The organism is Caulobacter sp. S45 (assembly GCF_903642205.1).
In the GTDB taxonomy this organism is placed as follows: Bacteria; Pseudomonadota; Alphaproteobacteria; order Caulobacterales; family Caulobacteraceae; genus CAHJWH01.
Map to the genome: position 1 here is coordinate 1 of NZ_CAHJWH010000009.1, position 17242 is coordinate 17242.

At 68.3% G+C, this 17242-nt stretch carries 17 protein-coding genes; 8 read left to right on the forward strand and 9 right to left on the reverse strand.

The features are described from left to right. Window positions 1-35: 35 nt before the first annotated feature. Window positions 36-590 (reverse strand): 2-amino-4-hydroxy-6-hydroxymethyldihydropteridine diphosphokinase, encoded by a 555-nt coding sequence (gene folK / locus HUV06_RS01985; protein ID WP_256429988.1) that lies wholly within the window; start codon window positions 588-590, stop codon window positions 36-38. 30 nt (window positions 591-620) lie between these two features. On the opposite strand from folK, the gene HUV06_RS01990 reads away from it, so the two are divergent. The 3 genes from HUV06_RS01990 (at window position 621) to HUV06_RS02000 (ending at window position 3424) form a co-directional block, all read left to right on the forward strand. Further along, complete coding sequence (locus HUV06_RS01990) at window positions 621-1226, forward strand: NYN domain-containing protein (protein WP_174299595.1); 606 nt, start codon at window positions 621-623, stop codon at window positions 1224-1226. Between the two features lie 8 nt (window positions 1227-1234). Next, the gene (locus tag HUV06_RS01995; protein WP_254600832.1) at window positions 1235-1912 is read left to right on the forward strand and encodes a uracil-DNA glycosylase; all 678 of its coding nucleotides are present in this window, start codon (window positions 1235-1237) and stop codon (window positions 1910-1912) included. A gap of 102 nt (window positions 1913-2014) precedes the next feature. Then, a complete protein-coding gene (locus HUV06_RS02000; RefSeq protein WP_174299596.1) occupies window positions 2015-3424 on the forward strand; it encodes a TCR/Tet family MFS transporter in 1410 nt (469 codons plus the stop codon). On the opposite strand, the gene HUV06_RS02005 is transcribed toward HUV06_RS02000, so the two are convergent. Genes HUV06_RS02005 through HUV06_RS02015 form a run of 3 tightly spaced genes read right to left on the reverse strand, consistent with a single transcriptional unit; the run spans window position 3411 to window position 5715 of the window. Next, window positions 3411-3782, reverse strand: a complete 372-nt coding sequence (locus HUV06_RS02005; RefSeq protein WP_174299597.1) for a peptidase inhibitor I78 — start codon at window positions 3780-3782, stop codon at window positions 3411-3413. The genes HUV06_RS02000 and HUV06_RS02005 overlap by 14 nt on opposite strands. Continuing rightward, entirely contained in the window at window positions 3764-4216 is a 453-nt protein-coding gene (locus HUV06_RS02010) for a DNA polymerase III subunit chi (protein WP_174299598.1), read from the reverse strand. Before HUV06_RS02010 ends, HUV06_RS02005 begins: the two co-directional genes overlap by 19 nt. A gap of 23 nt (window positions 4217-4239) precedes the next feature. Then, window positions 4240-5715: a leucyl aminopeptidase gene (locus HUV06_RS02015; RefSeq protein WP_174299599.1), complete on the reverse strand. Its 1476-nt coding sequence runs from the start codon at window positions 5713-5715 to the stop codon at window positions 4240-4242. A 249-nt stretch (window positions 5716-5964) separates the two neighbouring features. On the opposite strand from HUV06_RS02015, the gene HUV06_RS02020 reads away from it, so the two are divergent. The 5 genes from HUV06_RS02020 (at window position 5965) to rsmA (ending at window position 13053) form a co-directional block, all read left to right on the forward strand. Beyond that, window positions 5965-7080, forward strand: coding sequence for an LptF/LptG family permease (locus HUV06_RS02020; protein WP_174299600.1), 1116 nt, complete (start codon window positions 5965-5967; stop codon window positions 7078-7080). A gap of 116 nt (window positions 7081-7196) precedes the next feature. Beyond that, complete coding sequence (locus tag HUV06_RS02025; protein WP_174299601.1) at window positions 7197-9773, forward strand: LPS-assembly protein LptD; 2577 nt, start codon at window positions 7197-7199, stop codon at window positions 9771-9773. Between the two features lie 124 nt (window positions 9774-9897). Then, window positions 9898-11148, forward strand: a complete 1251-nt coding sequence (locus HUV06_RS02030; protein ID WP_174299602.1) for a peptidylprolyl isomerase — start codon at window positions 9898-9900, stop codon at window positions 11146-11148. Beyond that, window positions 11145-12185 (forward strand): 4-hydroxythreonine-4-phosphate dehydrogenase PdxA, encoded by a 1041-nt coding sequence (gene pdxA, locus HUV06_RS02035; RefSeq protein ID WP_174299603.1) that lies wholly within the window; start codon window positions 11145-11147, stop codon window positions 12183-12185. The genes HUV06_RS02030 and pdxA overlap by 4 nt, the downstream gene beginning before the upstream one ends. A 19-nt stretch (window positions 12186-12204) precedes the next feature. Then, window positions 12205-13053 carry a 16S rRNA (adenine(1518)-N(6)/adenine(1519)-N(6))-dimethyltransferase RsmA gene (gene rsmA, locus HUV06_RS02040; protein WP_174299604.1) on the forward strand — a complete coding sequence of 283 codons (849 nt, stop codon included), beginning with the start codon at window positions 12205-12207 and terminating at the stop codon, window positions 13051-13053. Between the two features lie 3 nt (window positions 13054-13056). Here the strand turns inward: rsmA and HUV06_RS02045 are convergent, their stop codons facing one another. The 5 genes from HUV06_RS02045 to HUV06_RS02065 all read right to left on the reverse strand — a co-directional run bounded on the left by HUV06_RS02045 (window position 13057) and on the right by HUV06_RS02065 (window position 17074). Further along, entirely contained in the window at window positions 13057-13683 is a 627-nt protein-coding gene (locus HUV06_RS02045; RefSeq protein ID WP_217433593.1) for a GNAT family N-acetyltransferase, read from the reverse strand. Then, window positions 13680-14291, reverse strand: a complete 612-nt coding sequence (gmk, locus tag HUV06_RS02050; protein ID WP_174299633.1) for a guanylate kinase — start codon at window positions 14289-14291, stop codon at window positions 13680-13682. Before gmk ends, HUV06_RS02045 begins: the two co-directional genes overlap by 4 nt. A 46-nt stretch (window positions 14292-14337) precedes the next feature. Further along, window positions 14338-15450, reverse strand: coding sequence for an endolytic transglycosylase MltG (mltG, locus tag HUV06_RS02055; protein WP_254600833.1), 1113 nt, complete (start codon window positions 15448-15450; stop codon window positions 14338-14340). Beyond that, a complete protein-coding gene (fabF, locus tag HUV06_RS02060; RefSeq protein ID WP_174299605.1) occupies window positions 15447-16730 on the reverse strand; it encodes a beta-ketoacyl-ACP synthase II in 1284 nt (427 codons plus the stop codon). Before fabF ends, mltG begins: the two co-directional genes overlap by 4 nt. 101 nt (window positions 16731-16831) lie before the next feature. Then, window positions 16832-17074, reverse strand: a complete 243-nt coding sequence (locus tag HUV06_RS02065; RefSeq protein ID WP_174299606.1) for an acyl carrier protein — start codon at window positions 17072-17074, stop codon at window positions 16832-16834. Window positions 17075-17242: the final 168 nt, after the last annotated feature.

Below are 17242 nucleotides of genomic sequence, written 5' to 3' on the forward strand. Positions count from 1 at the left end.
ACGCGCCGGATGGGATGACGACTACCTCCAAGCCGTCATCTCCCAAACCGCTTGATCCCTTCAAGCGATTCCCCTGGTTCCTCGGGCAGCGGCCTCGCATCGCGCCCGACAGCGGCGTCACGGGCCAGATCGGCCGCGCGCTTCCCGCTGACCGGATGGGTCCAGCCAGGCGCAAGTTCAGCCAGCGGGCCCATGACGAACAGGCGCTCAGCCGCGCGCGGATGCGGAAGGACCAGGTCTCCTGCGCACACCTGGCGGCCGTAGGCGATCAGGTCGAGGTCCAGGATGCGGGCGGCGTTGGGGCGGCTCCGCTCCCGTCCGAACAGGGCCTCGATCCGGTGGAGCGCCGACATGGCCTGCGCCGGATCCAGGGCCGTCTCCACGAGGGCCACCGCGTTAAGGAAGGCGGGCTCGGAAGGGTCGGGCCAGGCCGCCGATCGCCAGAAGCGCGAACACCGGGTAGGGCGAAGGCCATGGCCGGGAAGGAGCTCCAGAGCCGCTCCCAGGCTTTGCCGCAGCCCCTGGCCGCCGGCTGCAAGATTGCCGCCCAGTGCGACGATGATAGACTTGTCGTCCGCGCGCCGGCTCACCGCCCCTCCTCCGGAAACCATAGTCCCTCGATGACCTTCAATCCAACCGAGCGTATCGCCCTGTTCATCGATGGGGCCAATCTCTATTCAGCCGCGAGGTCGCTCAACATCGACATCGACTACAAGAAGCTCCTCGACGAGTTCGGCAAACGGGGCGCGCTATTGCGTGCCTACTACTACACCGCCATCGTAGAGGATCAGGAGTATTCACCGATCCGGCCGCTGGTGGATTGGCTTGACTACAATGGCTTTACGATGGTGACCAAGCCGGCGCGGCGCTATATCGACTCGTCGACAGGCCAGGCGCGCACAAAGGGCAACATGGACGTCGAGATCGCCGTGGACATGCTGGAGATGGCCCCCCGCCTCGACCACGCTGTCCTGTTCTCCGGCGACGGGGACTTCCGCAGCCTGGTGGGCGCCGTCCAGCGAAAGGGCGTCCGGGTGACCGTGGTCTCGACGGTCAGGTCGCAGCCGCCGATGGCCGCCGATGAACTTCGGCGTCAAGCCGATACGTTCGTCGATCTTGCAGACCTGATCACGGTGATCGGTCGCCCGCGCCTGCAGTCGCCGCCCCGCTTCCTCCAAGAACCTGATGAGCGCAGCCGGATCGGGACGGGCGGGGACGAAGACTGAGCCGCGCCGTGGCCTCGCCCCCCCCCTTCGGCATCCCGGCCGACCTCGGTCCCGAGCCCCCTCACGACTGTCCGCTCTGTCCGCGCCTCGTGGACTACCGGCTGGAGAACCGGGCCGACCATCCCGACTGGTTCAACGGCCCCGCTCCGTCCTTCGGCGACCCGGCCGCGCGCCTGCTGGTGGTGGGCCTGGCGCCTGGTCGTCAGGGAGCGAACCGCACCGGCCGGCCGTTTACGGGCGACTATGCGGGCGTGCTCCTCTACGAGACGCTGGCGCGGTTCGGCTTCACGCGGGGGAGCTACGAGGCGCGGCCGGACGACGGGGTCGGACTGGTGGATGCGATGGTGACCAACGCCGTGCGCTGCGCGCCGCCGCAGAACAAGCCTCTTCCCGCGGAAGAGGCGACCTGCCGCACCTTCCTGACCGCCCGCATCGCGGCCCTGCCGAAGCTGCGCACGATCGTGGCGCTGGGGGACGTCTCTCGCCGCAATGTGTTTCGCGCTCTGGGTCTGAAGACGCCGGCCGGCGCGGCCGGTCACGGCGCACGTTACGATCTCGGCCGCTACGTCCTCTTCTCCAGCTATCACTGCTCCAGGTTGAACACCAATACCGGCCGGCTGACGCCACAGATGTTCGAGGACGTGTTCGCCGCGGCGCGAGACAGCCTGAGCCGAGATGACGCTTAGGGAAATGGAAACCCTAAGGCGTAACCTGCCGCCGATGCGATCCGCACCCGATCAGCGCCTTGCGGCGCCTCGTCAGCTCCAGTTTCCAGCCGGGCGGCCGTGATGAGCGAGGTCAGGACGCCGCCAAAGGGGCGCGCGGCGCTCACCTTCATCTTCATCACCGTGCTGCTCGACATCATGGCTCTGGGCATGGTGTCGCCCGTGCTGCCGCATCTGGTTACCGAGCTGCTGGCCCGCTCGCACAGCCACTCGCACCTGCTGGAGCACGCCGCCCATCGCCTGTCGGGGCGCACGGTATCGATGGCCGCGGTGATCTACGGCCTGTTCAACACCGTGTTCGCCCTGATGCAGTTCTTCTTCTCGCCGGTGATCGGGTCGCTGTCGGACCGGTTCGGGCGGCGGCCGCTGATCCTGGCCTCGAACATCGGGCTGGGGCTGAACTACGCCCTGATGGCCTGGGCGCCCACACTGCAGTGGCTGTTCATAGGGCGGCTGATCTCCGGTATCACCGGAGCGAGCTTCGGCACCGCCAGCGCCTACATCGCCGACACAACCCTGCCCGAGAAGCGCCCCCAGGCCTTCGGCATCCTGGCCGCCGCCTTCGGAGCGGGCTTGGTGCTGGGACCGGCTCTTGGCGGCGTGCTCGGGGAATACGGCGCGCGCCTGCCCTTCATCGTGGCGGCGGCGCTGAGCCTGACCAACGCGGCCTACGGCTTCCTGGTGCTGCCCGAGTCGCTGCCCAAGATCCTGCGCAGCAGTTTTAGCTGGAAGCGCGCCAATCCGGTCGGCTCCCTGATGCTGCTCCGCCGCCATCCCGAATTGACCGGGCTGGCCGGCGTCGCCTTCCTGTCCAACCTTGCCCAGGTCGTGATCCCCTCGGTGGTGGTGCTCTACGCCATGCACCGATACGGCTGGACCACGGGCCGGGTCGGCCTGACGCTCGCCGCTGCGGGGGTGGCGCTGATCCTGGTGCAGGTGCTGCTGGTGGGCCGCACGGTGGCGGCCATAGGCAACCGCTGGACGCTGGTGATCGGCCTGGTGTTCGGGGCGTTCGGGATGGCGGTCGCGGGCCTGGCGCCCAACGAGTTCGTGTTCTGGGCAGGCATCCCCGTCATCGCGCTCTGGGGCATGTCGGGAGCGGCGACCCAGACCCTGATGACCCGCCACGTGGAGGCCGCCGAGCAGGGCCAGCTGCAGGGCGCCAATGCCAGTCTAACAGGCATATCCGAGTTGATCGGCCCGTCCATCTTCACCCTGGTCTTCGCCGTCTTCGTGAGCCCGCCGCATCCGATCAGCGAGGCGGGCGCGCCGTTCCTGCTCTCCAGCCTGATCCTGGTCTTCGGCGCCGTCTGGGCCTGGATCGCCACCCGTCAGGAGCGCGAGCCGGACGAGGACTCCGGCCCGACGGGCGAACTGACCGCCGACGTGGCCGGCGCTTCGACCATCGTGGGCGAGCCCTCATCCCCACAGTCGAAGCTCCAGGCCGGCCGTCGACGAGTCAGCCGCAGGTGATCTTGGTCACGATGCCGGTCCGGGCGTCGAACAGGATGTTCACCCGGTCCAGCTTGACGTCGGGCGAGACCGGGCAGGCGGTGCAGGCCACGCGGCGACGGCTGAGATCGACCGGCACGGGGATCTGCGTGCGCGGCCGCCCGACCAGACCCGCCAGCGCCGCTGCGCCGCAGGTATCTGGCAGCCGCGGTCGGGGCGGTCCCGGCGCCGGCAGCAGCAGCGATCCGGGAACCACCCTGAAGACGGGCAGACCCCCACTGGAGGCCGACGGTCCGTCGGAGTCGCCTGCACAGCCGCAAAGTGCGAGAATGACCGTGCCCGCCAGCGCCAGGCGCGTCTTCAAGCCTGCTTGCGCCACGCGCCCTCCTCCGACTGGCGCCAGTAGGAGGCCGGACGGCCCTGCGCCTTCACCTCACGCCAGCGTTCCCGCGCCTGGGCGAGCGCCGCGGCGTCGCGCCCGTCGAACATGACCACGCAACGTTCATAGCCGTCCAGCGCCGGCGCGTCCGCCCCGTCGATCAGGAACAGCGCTTGGGCGCCGTTGGCGTTCTCGGCGGCGGTGGTGAGCAGCACGGGCTGGCGTGCGGCCTCCGGCCCCTCCGCGGTCCCGTGCGGCAGGAAGCTGTCGTCGCGATAGCTCCACAGCCAGCCCTCCAGGTGCTCCAGCCGGTCATGGCCGCCGCATCGGACCAGGGCCCGCCACCCTCGGGCCAGCGTCTTCTCCAGCAGTTCCGGAAGGGCTTGATCGAGGCCGGTCCGCTCCAGGTGGTAGAACCACACCTCGCAGGCCATCGCAGCAAGCTCCACCCGTGGCCTTAGCCCTCGTAGCGGTCGGCGACCAGCTGGTTCAGCAACCGCACCCCAAACCCGCTCGCCCCATCAGGGATGGTGGGATCGGACGAGGGCTTCTTCCAGGCGACCGAGGCGATGTCGAGGTGCGCCCAGGGCAGGCCGTTGACGAACTTCTGCAGAAACAAGGCCGCAGTGATCGAGCCCGCAGGGCGCCCGCCTATGTTCTTCACGTCGGCGATCATGCTCTCGATCTGCTTCTCATATCCGCCATGCAGCGGCATGCGCCACAGCGGCTCGCCGCTAGCCCCGGAGGCGGACAGCAGGCTTTCGGACAAGGCGTCGTCGTTGGAGAACAGGCCGGCGTAGTCGTGGCCCAGCGAGACGATGATGGCGCCGGTGAGGGTGGCGAGGTCGACCATGAACTGCGGCTTGAAGCGGTCCTGGCAGTACCAGAGCGCATCGGCCAGCACGAGCCGACCCTCTGCGTCGGTGTTGATCACCTCGATGGTCTGACCGGACATGGAGGTGACCACATCGCCCGGGCGGGTGGCGTTTCCATCCGGCATGTTCTCGACCAGTCCCAGGATGCCCACGGCGTTGACCTTGGCCTTGCGCCCGGCCAGCGCGTGCATGAGGCCGGCGACCGCGCCGGCGCCGCCCATGTCCCACTTCATGTCCTCCATGCCGTCGGCGCCCTTGATGGAGATGCCGCCGGAGTCGAAGCAGACCCCCTTGCCGACGAAGGCGACGGGCTGGGCGTCGGGGTCCGACGCGCCTCTCCACTGGATCACGGCCAGCTGGCTTTCTCGCCGGCTGCCCAGGCCCACGCAGAGCAGGCTGCCCATGCCCAGCCTGGCCATGTCCGCCTCGCCCAGCACCTCAACCTGCAGACCCATGGCCTCCAGGCTCTTCACACGGCGTGCGAACTCTTCCGGGTAGAGGATGTTGGCGGGCTCGGAAACGAGATCCCGGGTGAACTGGACGCCGTCAGCCAGAGCGGCCATCGGTGCAAAGGCGGCGCGAGCCTGGGCCGCCTGTGGAGTGGCTATGCGGAGGGAGGTAAGCGAGGGCTTCTGCTCTGCCCTTTCCGTCGTGCGGTAGCGGTCGAAGCGGTATGACCCCAGCCGGACGCCGAACGCCGCGGCGGCGGCCTGCTCGGGGCTGAGGGCGGTGAGATCGAACGCCAGGGTCGTCGCCCCGCTCGCCTTCACCAAGCCGTAGGCGGCAGCGGCGGCCTGCTCGATGTCAGCCGGGGTGGCGTCGTGTCTCAGACCCGCTCCGACCAGCAGCACCCGTGCGGCTGGGCCGACGCCCTGCAGGTCTAGGGTCTGCTTTTTCCCTCCCTTGAACCGCCCCGCCGCCTGGGCGCGAGCCGCCGCCCCGCCGCTCATCGCATCCGCGGCGCCGAGGCCCGCCTGAAGCTCGTCCTCGAACACGATGAGGGCGACGGCGGTTTGGGCGTCCAGAGCGCCGAGGTCCGGCGTGAAGTCGATGTCCATGGCTTTTCCTCAGGCGCGCACGATCCGCCGCTCGCATTAGGACAAAAGCCACGCACCTGCGAGGGTCGCGAGCAGGGATTTGGAGGAAGGCGGCTGCGCGTGTAGAGGCTGACGGCGCACCGGCCGCGCCTGTCCCCGATCTCGATGTCGCTGAACCCACCCCTCCGCTCCGCGCGCTTCTCCCAAGCCTTCCGCGCGCGTTTCCCGGGTTTCCTGCGCCCGGATCGCGCCCACGATCGCGGCCCGGGCATGAGGCGGCGCGGGCTGCGGCTGACCCGGATCGAGATCTACGTGCTTACGCGCACCCTGATCGGGGTGTTCGGTGCGCTCGGCGTGCTCGCCTCGATCGTCATGCTGATCGATTTTGTCGAGCTTTCACGGACGGTTGGCACAAACCGCTTCCATGAAGTCTCACTTGCAGACATCTTTAACCTGACCCTGCTGGGCGCGCCGTCCAAGCTGATCCAGTTGCTGCCCTTCGCCTTCCTCTTCGGAGTGCTGGCCGCCTATGTAAACCTGAATCGACGCAGCGAACTGGTCGCGCTGAGAGCCGCGGGCGTGTCGGCATGGCGGTTCATCTTTCCGGCGGCCGGCGCTGCAGTGGTGATCGGGGTGTTCACCATCCTGGTCCTCAACCCCGTCGCCTCGCTCACCGACGCCGCGTTCGCCAAGCTCGACGCGACGCTGACGAGCGTCCCAGGCCAGGTCACCGACAGGGCGCTCTGGCTTCGCCAGGGCGACCGCCACACCCAGATCATCATCCGGGCGGGGTCCCAGACCGGAGAAGGGGTCAACCTCCGGGACGTCACCCTCTTCGTGTACCGTCTGGACGCCGACGGCGCGTCGCACTTCGCCCGCCGGATCGAAGCCTCCACGGCCCAGCTGCACGATCGGCAGTGGATACTGACGGGCGTCAAGGAGGCCGGACCGGGAGGCCAGGCCCTCGACATTCCTGCCATCACAATCGCTTCGACGCTGGACGAGCGAACGGCGCTGCAGCACTTCGCCTCGGCCCAGGACGCACCTTTCTGGAGCCTGCCGTTCATCATCGTGCGGACCGAGCGGGAAGGCTTTTCGGCCACGCTCTACCGCATGCAGTTTGACACCTTGCTGGCCACACCGATCATGTTCGCCGGCATGTCGGTCCTGGCCGCGGCCTTTTCACTCCGGCTGTTGAGGCTGGGCGGCTTGGCCGGCTTCGCCGGATCGGGTGTTGCGCTCGGGTTCATCCTGTTTTTTTTCAACCAGTTCTGCAGCGCTCTTGGCAAGGCGGAAGTGATCCCACCGGCACTGGCCGCCTGGGCGCCGCCACTGATAGCGTTGCTCGGGGGCTTCACCCTGCTTTGTTACACTGAAGACGGTTGACGCAGGCGGCGGCCCATCGGAGGAAGCTGCGCCGTCGGCCCGAGGACCGTCGGCCCGAGGATCGTCGGCCTGAGGATCGTTGGTCTGGGGGCCAGCCGCTGGGGGTGTTACACGTCATGCGCCAAGGCGCCCTGCGCGACCCTGGATCCGGGGGCCCAGCGCCCACCGGGGGTTGGGCGCAGACCTCCTGCAAGGCTCTCCTGCTGGCAGGCGCCGCCGCCCTCGCCTGCCACAGCACGGCGAACGCGCAACTCCAGGGGACCGTCCGCAGTCGCGCCGCCCCGCCGCCTCTGGCTGACGACGGACTGGGGCCTCGCGACCTGCTGCTGGAGGCCGACAGCGTGGCGCAGGACCAGCCGAAGAACCTCGTCACCGCCACCGGTCATGTCCAGGCCCGCTACCAGGGCAAGACGCTGAGGGCCGACAGCCTGGTCTACAACACGGCGACGGGCGCGGCGCACGCGTTCGGTCACGCGGTGGTGGTCAATCCCGACGGGTCCACCATCTATGGCGACGACGTCACGCTGGATGACCAGTTCCGCGCCGCCGTCGCTCTGGGCTTCGCGACGCGCCAGGTGGGCAACACCACCTTGACCGCCGGAGTTGCGGTCCGTCGCAACGAGACGGTCAACCAGCTGAACAACGCGGTCTACACCGCCTGCAATATCTGCGCCCTGGACGGCCGGCCTACCGCACCCACCTGGTCGATCAGCGCCAGCCGCATCATCGAGGACCGCCAGAATGGGGTGATATACTACCGCAACGCGGTGATCCGCGTACTCGGCATCCCGATCTTCTATGCGCCAGTGTTCTGGCACCCGGACCCTACGACGCCGCGCCGCTCAGGCCTGCTGGCGCCCAAGATCGAGTACTCCCGCCGCCGCGGCTTCTCCTACCAGCAGCCGTATCTGTTCGCGGTCAACCCATCCACAGACTTCGTTGTCTCGCCGCAGATCAACAGCCGGGTTAATCCGTTCCTGAATGTCCGCTATACGGAGCGCTTCTACTCCGGAATGATCGACATTCGTGCGGGCTACACCTACTCGAAGGAGTTCAACAACCAGCAGACCTTCGACAACGACACTTCACGCAGCTACATCCTGGCGCGTGGCCTGTTCGACGTCACGCCGGACAAGAACTGGGTCTGGGGTTTCGGGGCGGAGCGCACCACCGACCCGACGCTGTTCCAGCGCTATGGCATCACCAACGTCTACACCGACCGGGGCCCCTTCCCCGCCGACACCGACCGGCTGATCAGCCAAGTCTACACGGTCCGCGCGGACGACACGTCCTACTTTTCCCTCGCCGCCTTGGACTTCCAGAGCCTGCGCGCCTACGGGAACGAGACTGCGCCTGGACCCAACAACACGACGATCACATTGCCGCAAGGCATCTTCGAGACCAGCAAGTCCTTCCCAATCGTGGGTCCGCTGATCGAGGCCCGCTTCAACCCGACGGACGAGTTCCTGGGTGGCCAGCTCCGGCTTCAGGCCAGCGCGGTGGCGCTGACCCGCAACGACCCGGTCCTGTCGGTCTTCGACCCCAATGGCGTTATCGTGCAGGGCCCCCAACTGGAGAACAACAACGGCCAATATGATACGGCCGCCAAACTGTTCGCCACGGGCAGCAAGCAGATATCCGCCCTGAGCTACACCGACAGCCGGCGGGCCAGCCTGGGAGGAGATTGGCAAAGCACTTTCACCCTGGATAACGGCATCCGCATCCAACCCTTCGTGTTCGGACGTGGGGACTTCTACTCCATCACTGACGCCCAGGTGTACAATCCGAACACTGGAAATCTTGATCCTGGCAAGAGCACCGTGGAGCGGATATCCGGCACGGCGGGAGCGAACCTGAGCTGGCCGTTCATAAAGCCAATCGGTTCCGCCAGCATAGTGCTGGAGCCGCTCGCACAGCTCGATGTCTCGCCCGTCTACAAGGTCAACCCCAACATTCCCAACGAGGACAGCGCCTCGTTCGAGTACGACGAGACCAACCTCTTCTCCATAGACCGGTTCTCCGGTTTCGACCTGCTCGAAGGCGGTCAGCGGATCAATGTCGGCGGCCGCGGCACCATCGACTGGGGCTCGGGCCAGAACGCCAGCCTGCTGGTCGGACGCACCTTCCGCGCCCAGGACGACCCGCAGTTCACGACCCTGTCGGGCCTTCAGGGCGCCGACTCCGACTGGGTGGTCGCAGCGACCTCCCAGCCCATCCCCGGCCTTTCGCTGTTCACCCGCTCCCGGCTCGACAAGGACAGCTTCGCCCTCCACCGCGAGGAAGCCGGGGTGAGCTACGGCAGCTCGGCCTTCTCCGCCTCCGTCCGCTATGACCTGAACGAGTCGGGGCTTCAGCAGATATCTCCCAACGACACGCTGCTAACCGGCCAGACCGTCGGCGAAACCATCATCGGCCGCACCGAAGACATCCAGGTCGGCGGCTTCCTCTTCTTCACCCGGCACTGGGGCGTGAGCGCCAATGTGTCACGGGACCTGCAGCAGAACCTGTTCCCCATCGCCCAGGTGGGTTTGATATATGACAACGAATGCGTTCGCGTCGATGTACTCTACACCCGCGATGAGACATACGGGAACGTAATCGGCAATTCGAATAGCATCACCTTTAGGATCAGCCTGTCGACCCTTGGCGGCACCGCCCCGCTGGCGCCCACAAACAGCCGCGGATCGAGGTGATAAGAGCAAGTTCCGAGGGAATGGCCTGATGAGTATCTTGCGTAGTCTCCCCTGTAGCCTCCTGGCGGCGTCCATCGCCCTCTGCGCGTCGGGCGCCGCGTCCGGCCAGGGGATAAATCTCGGCATGGCGCCGGCAGTGGTCGACCCCGTGACCGCCAAGCCCGCCGAAAAGCCGCACCTCAGCGAAAGCGTGGCGGCGCTGGTCAACGACGATCCGATCTCCTCCTATGACCTGCGCCAGCGGATGCGCCTGCTGGTGGCGACCAGCGGTGTTCAGCCCAGCGAGGACAACCTGCCCCAGATCGAGCGCGAGGCCTTGCGGGGGCTGGTGGACGAGCGGCTGGAAATGCAGGAAGTCAAGTCCATCGAGGTCAAGCAGAAGGACCTGAAGCTCGAACCCGCTGATGATGAGGTGGACGAAACCATCGCGGAGATGGCCAAACAATCAGGGATTTCCCGCGATCAGCTCTTGAAGACGCTGAAGAGCGACGGCGTCGACGCGCGCACGCTGCGCCAGCAGATCACCGCCCAGATGAGCTGGAACCACTACATCAGCGCACGCTTCCGAGACGCCGTGGTAATCGCCGACAATCAGGTGCGCAGCGCGATGGATCAGGCCAACGCCGCCTCGCTAAAGCCCCAGTACGACCTGAGCGAGATCTTTCTCGACGCCTCCCACGTCGGTGGTCAGCAGGCCGCCGAGGATGGGGCCCACCAGCTCGTGCTCCAGATGCAGGCTGGGGCGCCCTTCGGCTCGGTGGCCCGGCAGTTCTCCGCCCTCCCGACCGCCGCCAACGGCGGCGACGCCGGATGGGTCGTGGACACCGACCTAAAGCCGGAGATTCGCACGGCGGTGGAGCAGATGAAGCCGGGAGACCTGTCCCAGCCCATCGTCACGTCGAACGGCGTATACATCGTCCTGCTGCGCCAGAAGAAGGCCGGCTCCGGCGACGAGGTGGTGGCGCTGAAGCAGGTGGCGGTCAGCCTTCGTCCCGATGCACCGGCGACGGAGGTGGCCCTGGCCCAGACCAAGCTCACCCGTCTGCGCCGTCACATCACCGGCTGTGATGCGCTCGAGGACCAGACCGCCAAGACCGCCGGCGTCCTGACCGCCGATCTTGGCGAGACGGAGCTGAAGGACCTGCGACCCGCCTTCCGCGACTCGGTTGCAAAGCTGAAGGTGAATGAGGTCAGCCAGCCGATCCGCACGGATGTGGGGCTCCACCTGATCACCGTCTGCGCCCGCCACGCCACCGGCGTCTCTGGCGTGACCCGCACCGACATCACCGACAAGATCCGCGGTGAGCAGCTGTCCATGTTCGCCCGCCGTTACCTTCGCGACCTTCGGAACTCGGCCGAAATCGAGACGCGATGAACCTGTCCCCCGCCAAGCCGCGTCCCCTGGCGCTCAGCCTTGGCGATCCGGCGGGAATAGGACCTGAGATCATCGTCAAGGCCTGGACGGCGCTCCGGCGCACGGGCCCGAGCTTCGTCGTGGTGGGCGACTACGACGCCCTGGTCGCCGCGTCGCCAGGGGCGGGCGCGGCGGGTGTGCGGCGGGTCGGGGCCCCGGACGAAGCCCCGGACATCTTTCCCGAAGCGCTTCCTGTCCTGGACCTGCCGCTCCTCAACCCGGTGGTGTCCGGCAAGCCTTCGCCGCGCTACGCCGCGGGCATCCTGCGCTGGATCGAGACGGGCGCGGGCCTCAGCCTTTCAGGCGCGGTCTGCGGCCTGGTCACAGCGCCCATCGCCAAGAAGCCGCTCTATGACGCCGGCTTCAATTTTCCCGGCCATACGGAGTTCCTGGCCGAGCTGACGGCGGGAGCCAGCTTCTCCGGCGTGCGAGGCCCGGTGATGATGCTCGCGACCCCGAGCCTTCGCACCGTGCTCGTCACCATCCACCTGTCGCTGGCGGACTCCATCCGCGCGCTCACCATCGAGAGGATCGTGGACACGGGCCGGGTCGCCGCTTCCGCCCTCATCCAGGACTTCGGCATTCCCTATCCGCGCCTGGCGCTGGCCGCGCTCAACCCGCACGCCGGCGAGACAGGTGCGCTCGGGCGGGAGGAGGCCGAGATCATCAATCCGGCGGCCGCGCGCCTTCGCGCCCTTGGGATCGCCTGCAGCGACGCCTCGCCGGCCGACACCCTGTTCCATACCGAGGCGCGCGCCCGCTACGACGCAGTGATCTGCCTCTACCACGACCAGGCGCTGATCCCGGTCAAGACGCTCGACTTCTGGGGTGGGGTGAACATCACCCTCGGCCTACCGATCGTGCGGACCTCGCCCGATCACGGGGTCGGCTACGACATCGCCGGCCGGGGCTTGGCGCGGCCCGACAGCCTGATCGCCGCCATCCGTGCGGCCTCCCATATCGCCGCCCAGCGCACCCGGGCGGGGGTCGCCCCCTGACCTCCAGGTCGAAGGCCCCGTGACCCTTGCTGACCTGCCGACACTGAGGGCCGGTCTCGCCGAGCGCGGGCTCATCGCGGACAAGAGGTTCGGTCAGCATTTCCTGCTGGACCTGAACGTCACCCGCAAGATCGCCCGCCTCGCCGGTCCGCTCGAGGGCGCGGCCGTGCTGGAGATCGGCCCCGGCCCGGGCGGCCTGACCCGCGCGCTGCTGGAGGAGGGCGCCGCCAAGGTCGTGGCGGTGGAGCGCGACAGACGCTTCATCGACCTCCTGGGAGATGTCGCCGCCGCCGCGGCCGGTCGGCTGGTTATCGTCGAGGCCGACGCGCTGGCCGTGGATCAGGCCGTGTTGATGCGCGAACACGCCGCCGGGCTGGCGACCTGCGTGGTGGCGAACCTCCCCTACAATATCGCCACCCCCCTGCTCATCGGCTGGCTGACCGGCGGTTTCCGGCCGGCGTCCATGACGCTGATGTTCCAGAGGGAGGTCGCCGACAGGATCGCGGCGACCTGCGGAGCGCAGGCCTACGGCCGCCTGTCCGTGCTCGCCCAGTCACTGACGCAGGCCGAAGTGGTGATGCGCCTGCCGGCCCGCGCCTTCACACCGCCCCCCAAGGTCGACTCCGCGGTCGTGCGCCTGGATCGCCACCCGGACGGGCCAGACCCATCCCAGACGGCGCAGCTGGAGCTGATCACCCGCCACGCATTCGGCCAGCGCCGCAAGATGCTTCGGTCCAGCCTCAAGGCCCTCGGAGGGGAGGCCCTGCTGACGGCGGCGGGCGTGGACCCGAACGCACGGGCCGAGACGGTGACGGTCCAGCAGTTCCAGGCCTTGGCGCAGCAATTGGCGGTCCGTGGCGGAGTCTAGCGACTATCGCGGGCGCGTAAGCTGCCAAGTCAGGTGCGAGCGCACGGCCGGCCACTCCGAAGCGGTGATGCTGTAGACGCAGGTGTCGCGAAGCGTGCCGTCCTCGGCGCGCCGGTGGCAGCGCAGCACGCCATCCAGCTTGGCGCCCAGCCGTTCGATGGCGCGCCGGCTCTGCTGGTTCAGGACGTGGGTGCGGAGCTCCACGGCCAGGCAGTCAAGCTCTTCGAAGGCGCGGGTCAGAAGCAGCAGCTTGGCTTCGGTGTTCAGCGGCGTGCGCTGGACGGCGCGGGCGTACCAGGTGGACCCGATCTCCAGGCGCGGTCCGCCCGCATCGATGTTCAGGAAGTTTGTCATACCCACGATCCGGCCCGTCTGGCGATCCACGACGCAGAACGGAGCCATGGAGCCCGCCGCCTGCAGCGCGAGGCGGCGGCTGATCTCGGCCCGCATGCCCCCGGGCGTCGGCACGCTGGTGTACCAGAGGGTCCACAGGTCGCCGTCCTCAACCGCCGCGACCAGTCCGTCATGCTGATCCAGAGACAGGGGCTTGAGCTGGACGTGGACGCCCGTGAGGGTCGCCGGACAGGCGGGCTGCCGGCTTTCGGCTGACGCTTCGCGCTCCAGGGTCACGGTTCGGCGGACTCCAGCAGCCCCGTCACGAAGCCGCTCAGCCAGGGGTTCCGGGCCCGCTTCAGCCGCTCGGCGTGGTAGATGTGGGCGAGGTCGGCATAGGCTTGGTCGAAGTCGTCGTTGACCAGGACGTAGTCGTAGGCGGACCAGCGGGCGATCTCGCCGGGTGCGCGGGCCAGGCGGCGCTCGATCACCTCCGCGCCGTCCTGAGCCCGGGCGAAGAGACGCCGGCGCAGGTCAGCCATGGTGGGCGGCAGGACGAAGACCCGCACCACGTCGGCTGGGGCCCCGGCCGCCACCTGCTCGGCGCCCTGCCAGTCGATGTCGAAGAGGACGTCGCGCCCGGCCTCCAGCGCCGCCAGCACCGGCGCGCGGGGCGTGCCGTAGCGATGGTCGTGCACCTCCGCCCATTCCAGGAAGGCGGCCTCGGCCACCATGGCGTCGAAGGCCGGGCGGCCGACGAAGGCGTATTCCCGCCCCTCCTGCTCGCCCGGGCGGGGGCTGCGGGTGGTGCACGAGACCGACAGCTTAAGCTCCGCATGGTCGGCCACCAGGCGGCGGGAGAGCGAGGTCTTGCCGGCGCCGGAGGGGCTGGAGAGCACCAGCATCAGCCCGCGCCGCGGCGCGCCGTGGGGGCGAGGCGCGTTCAAGGGCTCAGCGGTGCTCGAGGGGGGTGAAGGAGCGGGCGGCCGAACCGCCGCCCGGCGGGATGGGCGCGCCGGCCAGCGCCTGGTGCTCGGCCTGAGCGTGCTCGAAGACCCGCCAGCGGGCGACGTTCTTCTCGTGCTCCGCCAGTGATCGGGCGAAGACATGGCCGCCGCCGCCATCGGCGACGAAGTAGAGGTCGGCGCTGGACGACGGATCGAGCACGGCCGCCAGGGAGGCGCGGCCGGGATTGTCGATGGGCGTCGGCGGCAGGCCCGCGTTGAGGTAGGTGTTGTAGGGACCGGGGGCGGCGAGTTCCGACACCCGGAGGCCATGACCCAGCGGCCCCGCCCCGCTGGTCAGCCCGTAGATCACCGTGGGATCCGCCTCCAGCTTCACCCCCTGGCGCAGGCGGTTGATGTAGACCGAGGCCACGTGGGGCCGCTCGGCCGCCAGGGCGGTCTCCTTCTCCACGATCGAGGCCAGGATGACGGCTTGGTCCGCGTCGGCGAAGGGCAGGCCGGGCTGGCGGCTGGCCCAGAGCGTGGCCAGCAGCCGCTCGCGGTCGTCGATCATCCGCTTCAGCAGGCTGGCGCGCGATTGGCCGCGGACCACCTCGTAGGTTTCCGGCAGCAGCGAGCCTTCGGGCGGGAGCGGCGCAGGCCCCGTCAGCACATCGCTCCGGTCCAACACGTCCACAGCCTGCCGCGAGGACAGGCCTTCGGGGATGGTGATGCGATGGTGCACCACGAGACCTCGGCGCAGGCGGGCGATCACGTCCCGCAGCGAGGCCCGGGACGGGAAGGCGTATTCGCCCGCCCGCATATGGCGCGCCGCTCCGGTGACCTGGGCGGCTGCGAGGAAGAGGGGCGCGGAGCGGATCACGCCGGCCTGCCTCAGGCTGGCCCCGATCTCGGCCACACCGGCGCCTTTACGGAGGATGACCGTGGTAGACACCCCGCTACGGGCTCTCGGACCTGCGCCGTTGTAGATCCAGAGGCTGAGGCCTGCCAGCAGCACCATGACCAACGCAAGGGTGGCGAGCGCACCCGCCACGCCCGCGAAAAGAGGCCGGCCGCGCGCGGCTGGAGACGATCCCGTGCGGCGCGGGCCGCGGCTCACGGGACCTTGGCGAGCACGAGCGAGGCGTTGGTGCCGCCGAACCCGAAACTGTTGGACAGGGCCACATCGATCTTCATCGGCTTGGCGTGGTGCGGCACGAGGTCGAGCTTCGTCTCCACCGACGGATTGTCCAGGTTGATGGTCGGCGGCGCGATCTGGTCGCGGATGGCCAGCGCAGTGAAGGCCGCCTCCACCGATCCGGCCGCACCCAGCAAGTGACCGGTGGCGGACTTGGTAGAGGACATGGTCTTGCCTCCTGCGCGGTCGCCCAGCAGCCGCTCGATGGCGCCCAGCTCGATCTCGTCGCCAAGGGGCGTCGAGGTGCCGTGGGCGTTGATGTAGTCGATCTGGTCGGGTGTGACGCCGGCGTCCTTCATCGAAGCCTGCATGGCCCGGAACCCGCCGTTGCCGTCAGCGGCGGGCGCAGTGATGTGATGGGCGTCGCCGGACAGGCCGTAGCCGATCACCTCAGCGTAGATCTTGGCGCCTCGCGCCTTGGCGTGCTCGAAGTCCTCGAGCACCAGGACACCCGCGCCTTCGCCCATCACAAAGCCGTCGCGGTCCCTGTCGTAGGGACGCGAGCCCTTCTCCGGCGAGTCGTTGAAGTTGGTGGAGAGCGCCCGGCAGGCGATGAAGCCGGCGATACCGAGCTTGCAGACCGCCGCCTCCGCTCCGCCCGCCACCATCACGTCGGCGTCGCCGTATTTGATCAGGCGCGCGGCGTCGCCGATCGCGTGGGCGCCCGTGGCGCAGGCGGTGACCACTGCGTGATTAGGTCCCTGGTAGCCGTAGCGGATGGAGACATGCCCGGACGCCAGGTTGATCAAGGCCGAGGGGATGAAGAAAGGGCTGACCCGGCGCGGCCCCTTGGCCTCAAGCTCCAGGGTCGTCTCGGCGATCTTGTTCAGGCCGCCGATGCCGGAACCCAGGATCACGCCCGTGCGCAACTTCTCCTCGTCGGACGGCTCGGTCCAACCTGCATCCTTCACCGCCTCGTCGGCGGCGGCGATGGCATAGAGGATGAAGTCGTCGATCTTGCGTTGGTCCTTCGGCGGCAAGACCTTGTCCGGGTCAAAGGAACCCTCGACACCGGGGCCGCCACCGCCGCGCCCGTTGACGCGGGGGACCTCGCACGCGATCTGGCAGGCATAGCCCTGCGGGTCGAAAGCCGTGATCCGGTTGGCCCCGGACTTTCCGGCCAGGATCGCCTTCCAGCTGACTTCCGTGCCCCAGCCCAGCGGAGTGACGAGCCCGATCCCGGTAATGACGACGCGACGCATGCGATCCGCTGACCCTCGGCCATTCGCGCCGTCCGCAGCGTCTCGCCGCGGGCGCTAAGGGCGCGAACGGCGAAGAGCGTGCGAGCGTCTGCGCGAGGAGCTTACTGCCCCAGGCGCTCCTGGATGAACTTCACCGCGTCGCCGACCGTCTGGATGTGTTCGGCGGCGTCGTCGGGGATTTCGATGTCGAACTCCTCCTCGAAGGCCATAACCAGCTCGACGTTGTCGAGGCTGTCGGCGCCCAGATCGTCGATGAAGCTGGCCTTCTCGGTCACCTTCTCCGGATCGGCGTCCAGGTGCTCGATGACGATCTTGCGGACACGTTCGAGGACGTCGGTGGACATACGGGCGAGCCCCTCTCTGAAGGCGATTGGCGGGGCCGGATAAGGCACCACGCGAAATGAGTCGTCGATACAAATGTCGAAGGCCGGTACCCCGGTGAGCCCGAGTCCGGCCATCGGGCGAGGCGTAGCACACTCCTTTTTGCGAGACTAGCGCCTCGGAAAGGGTGT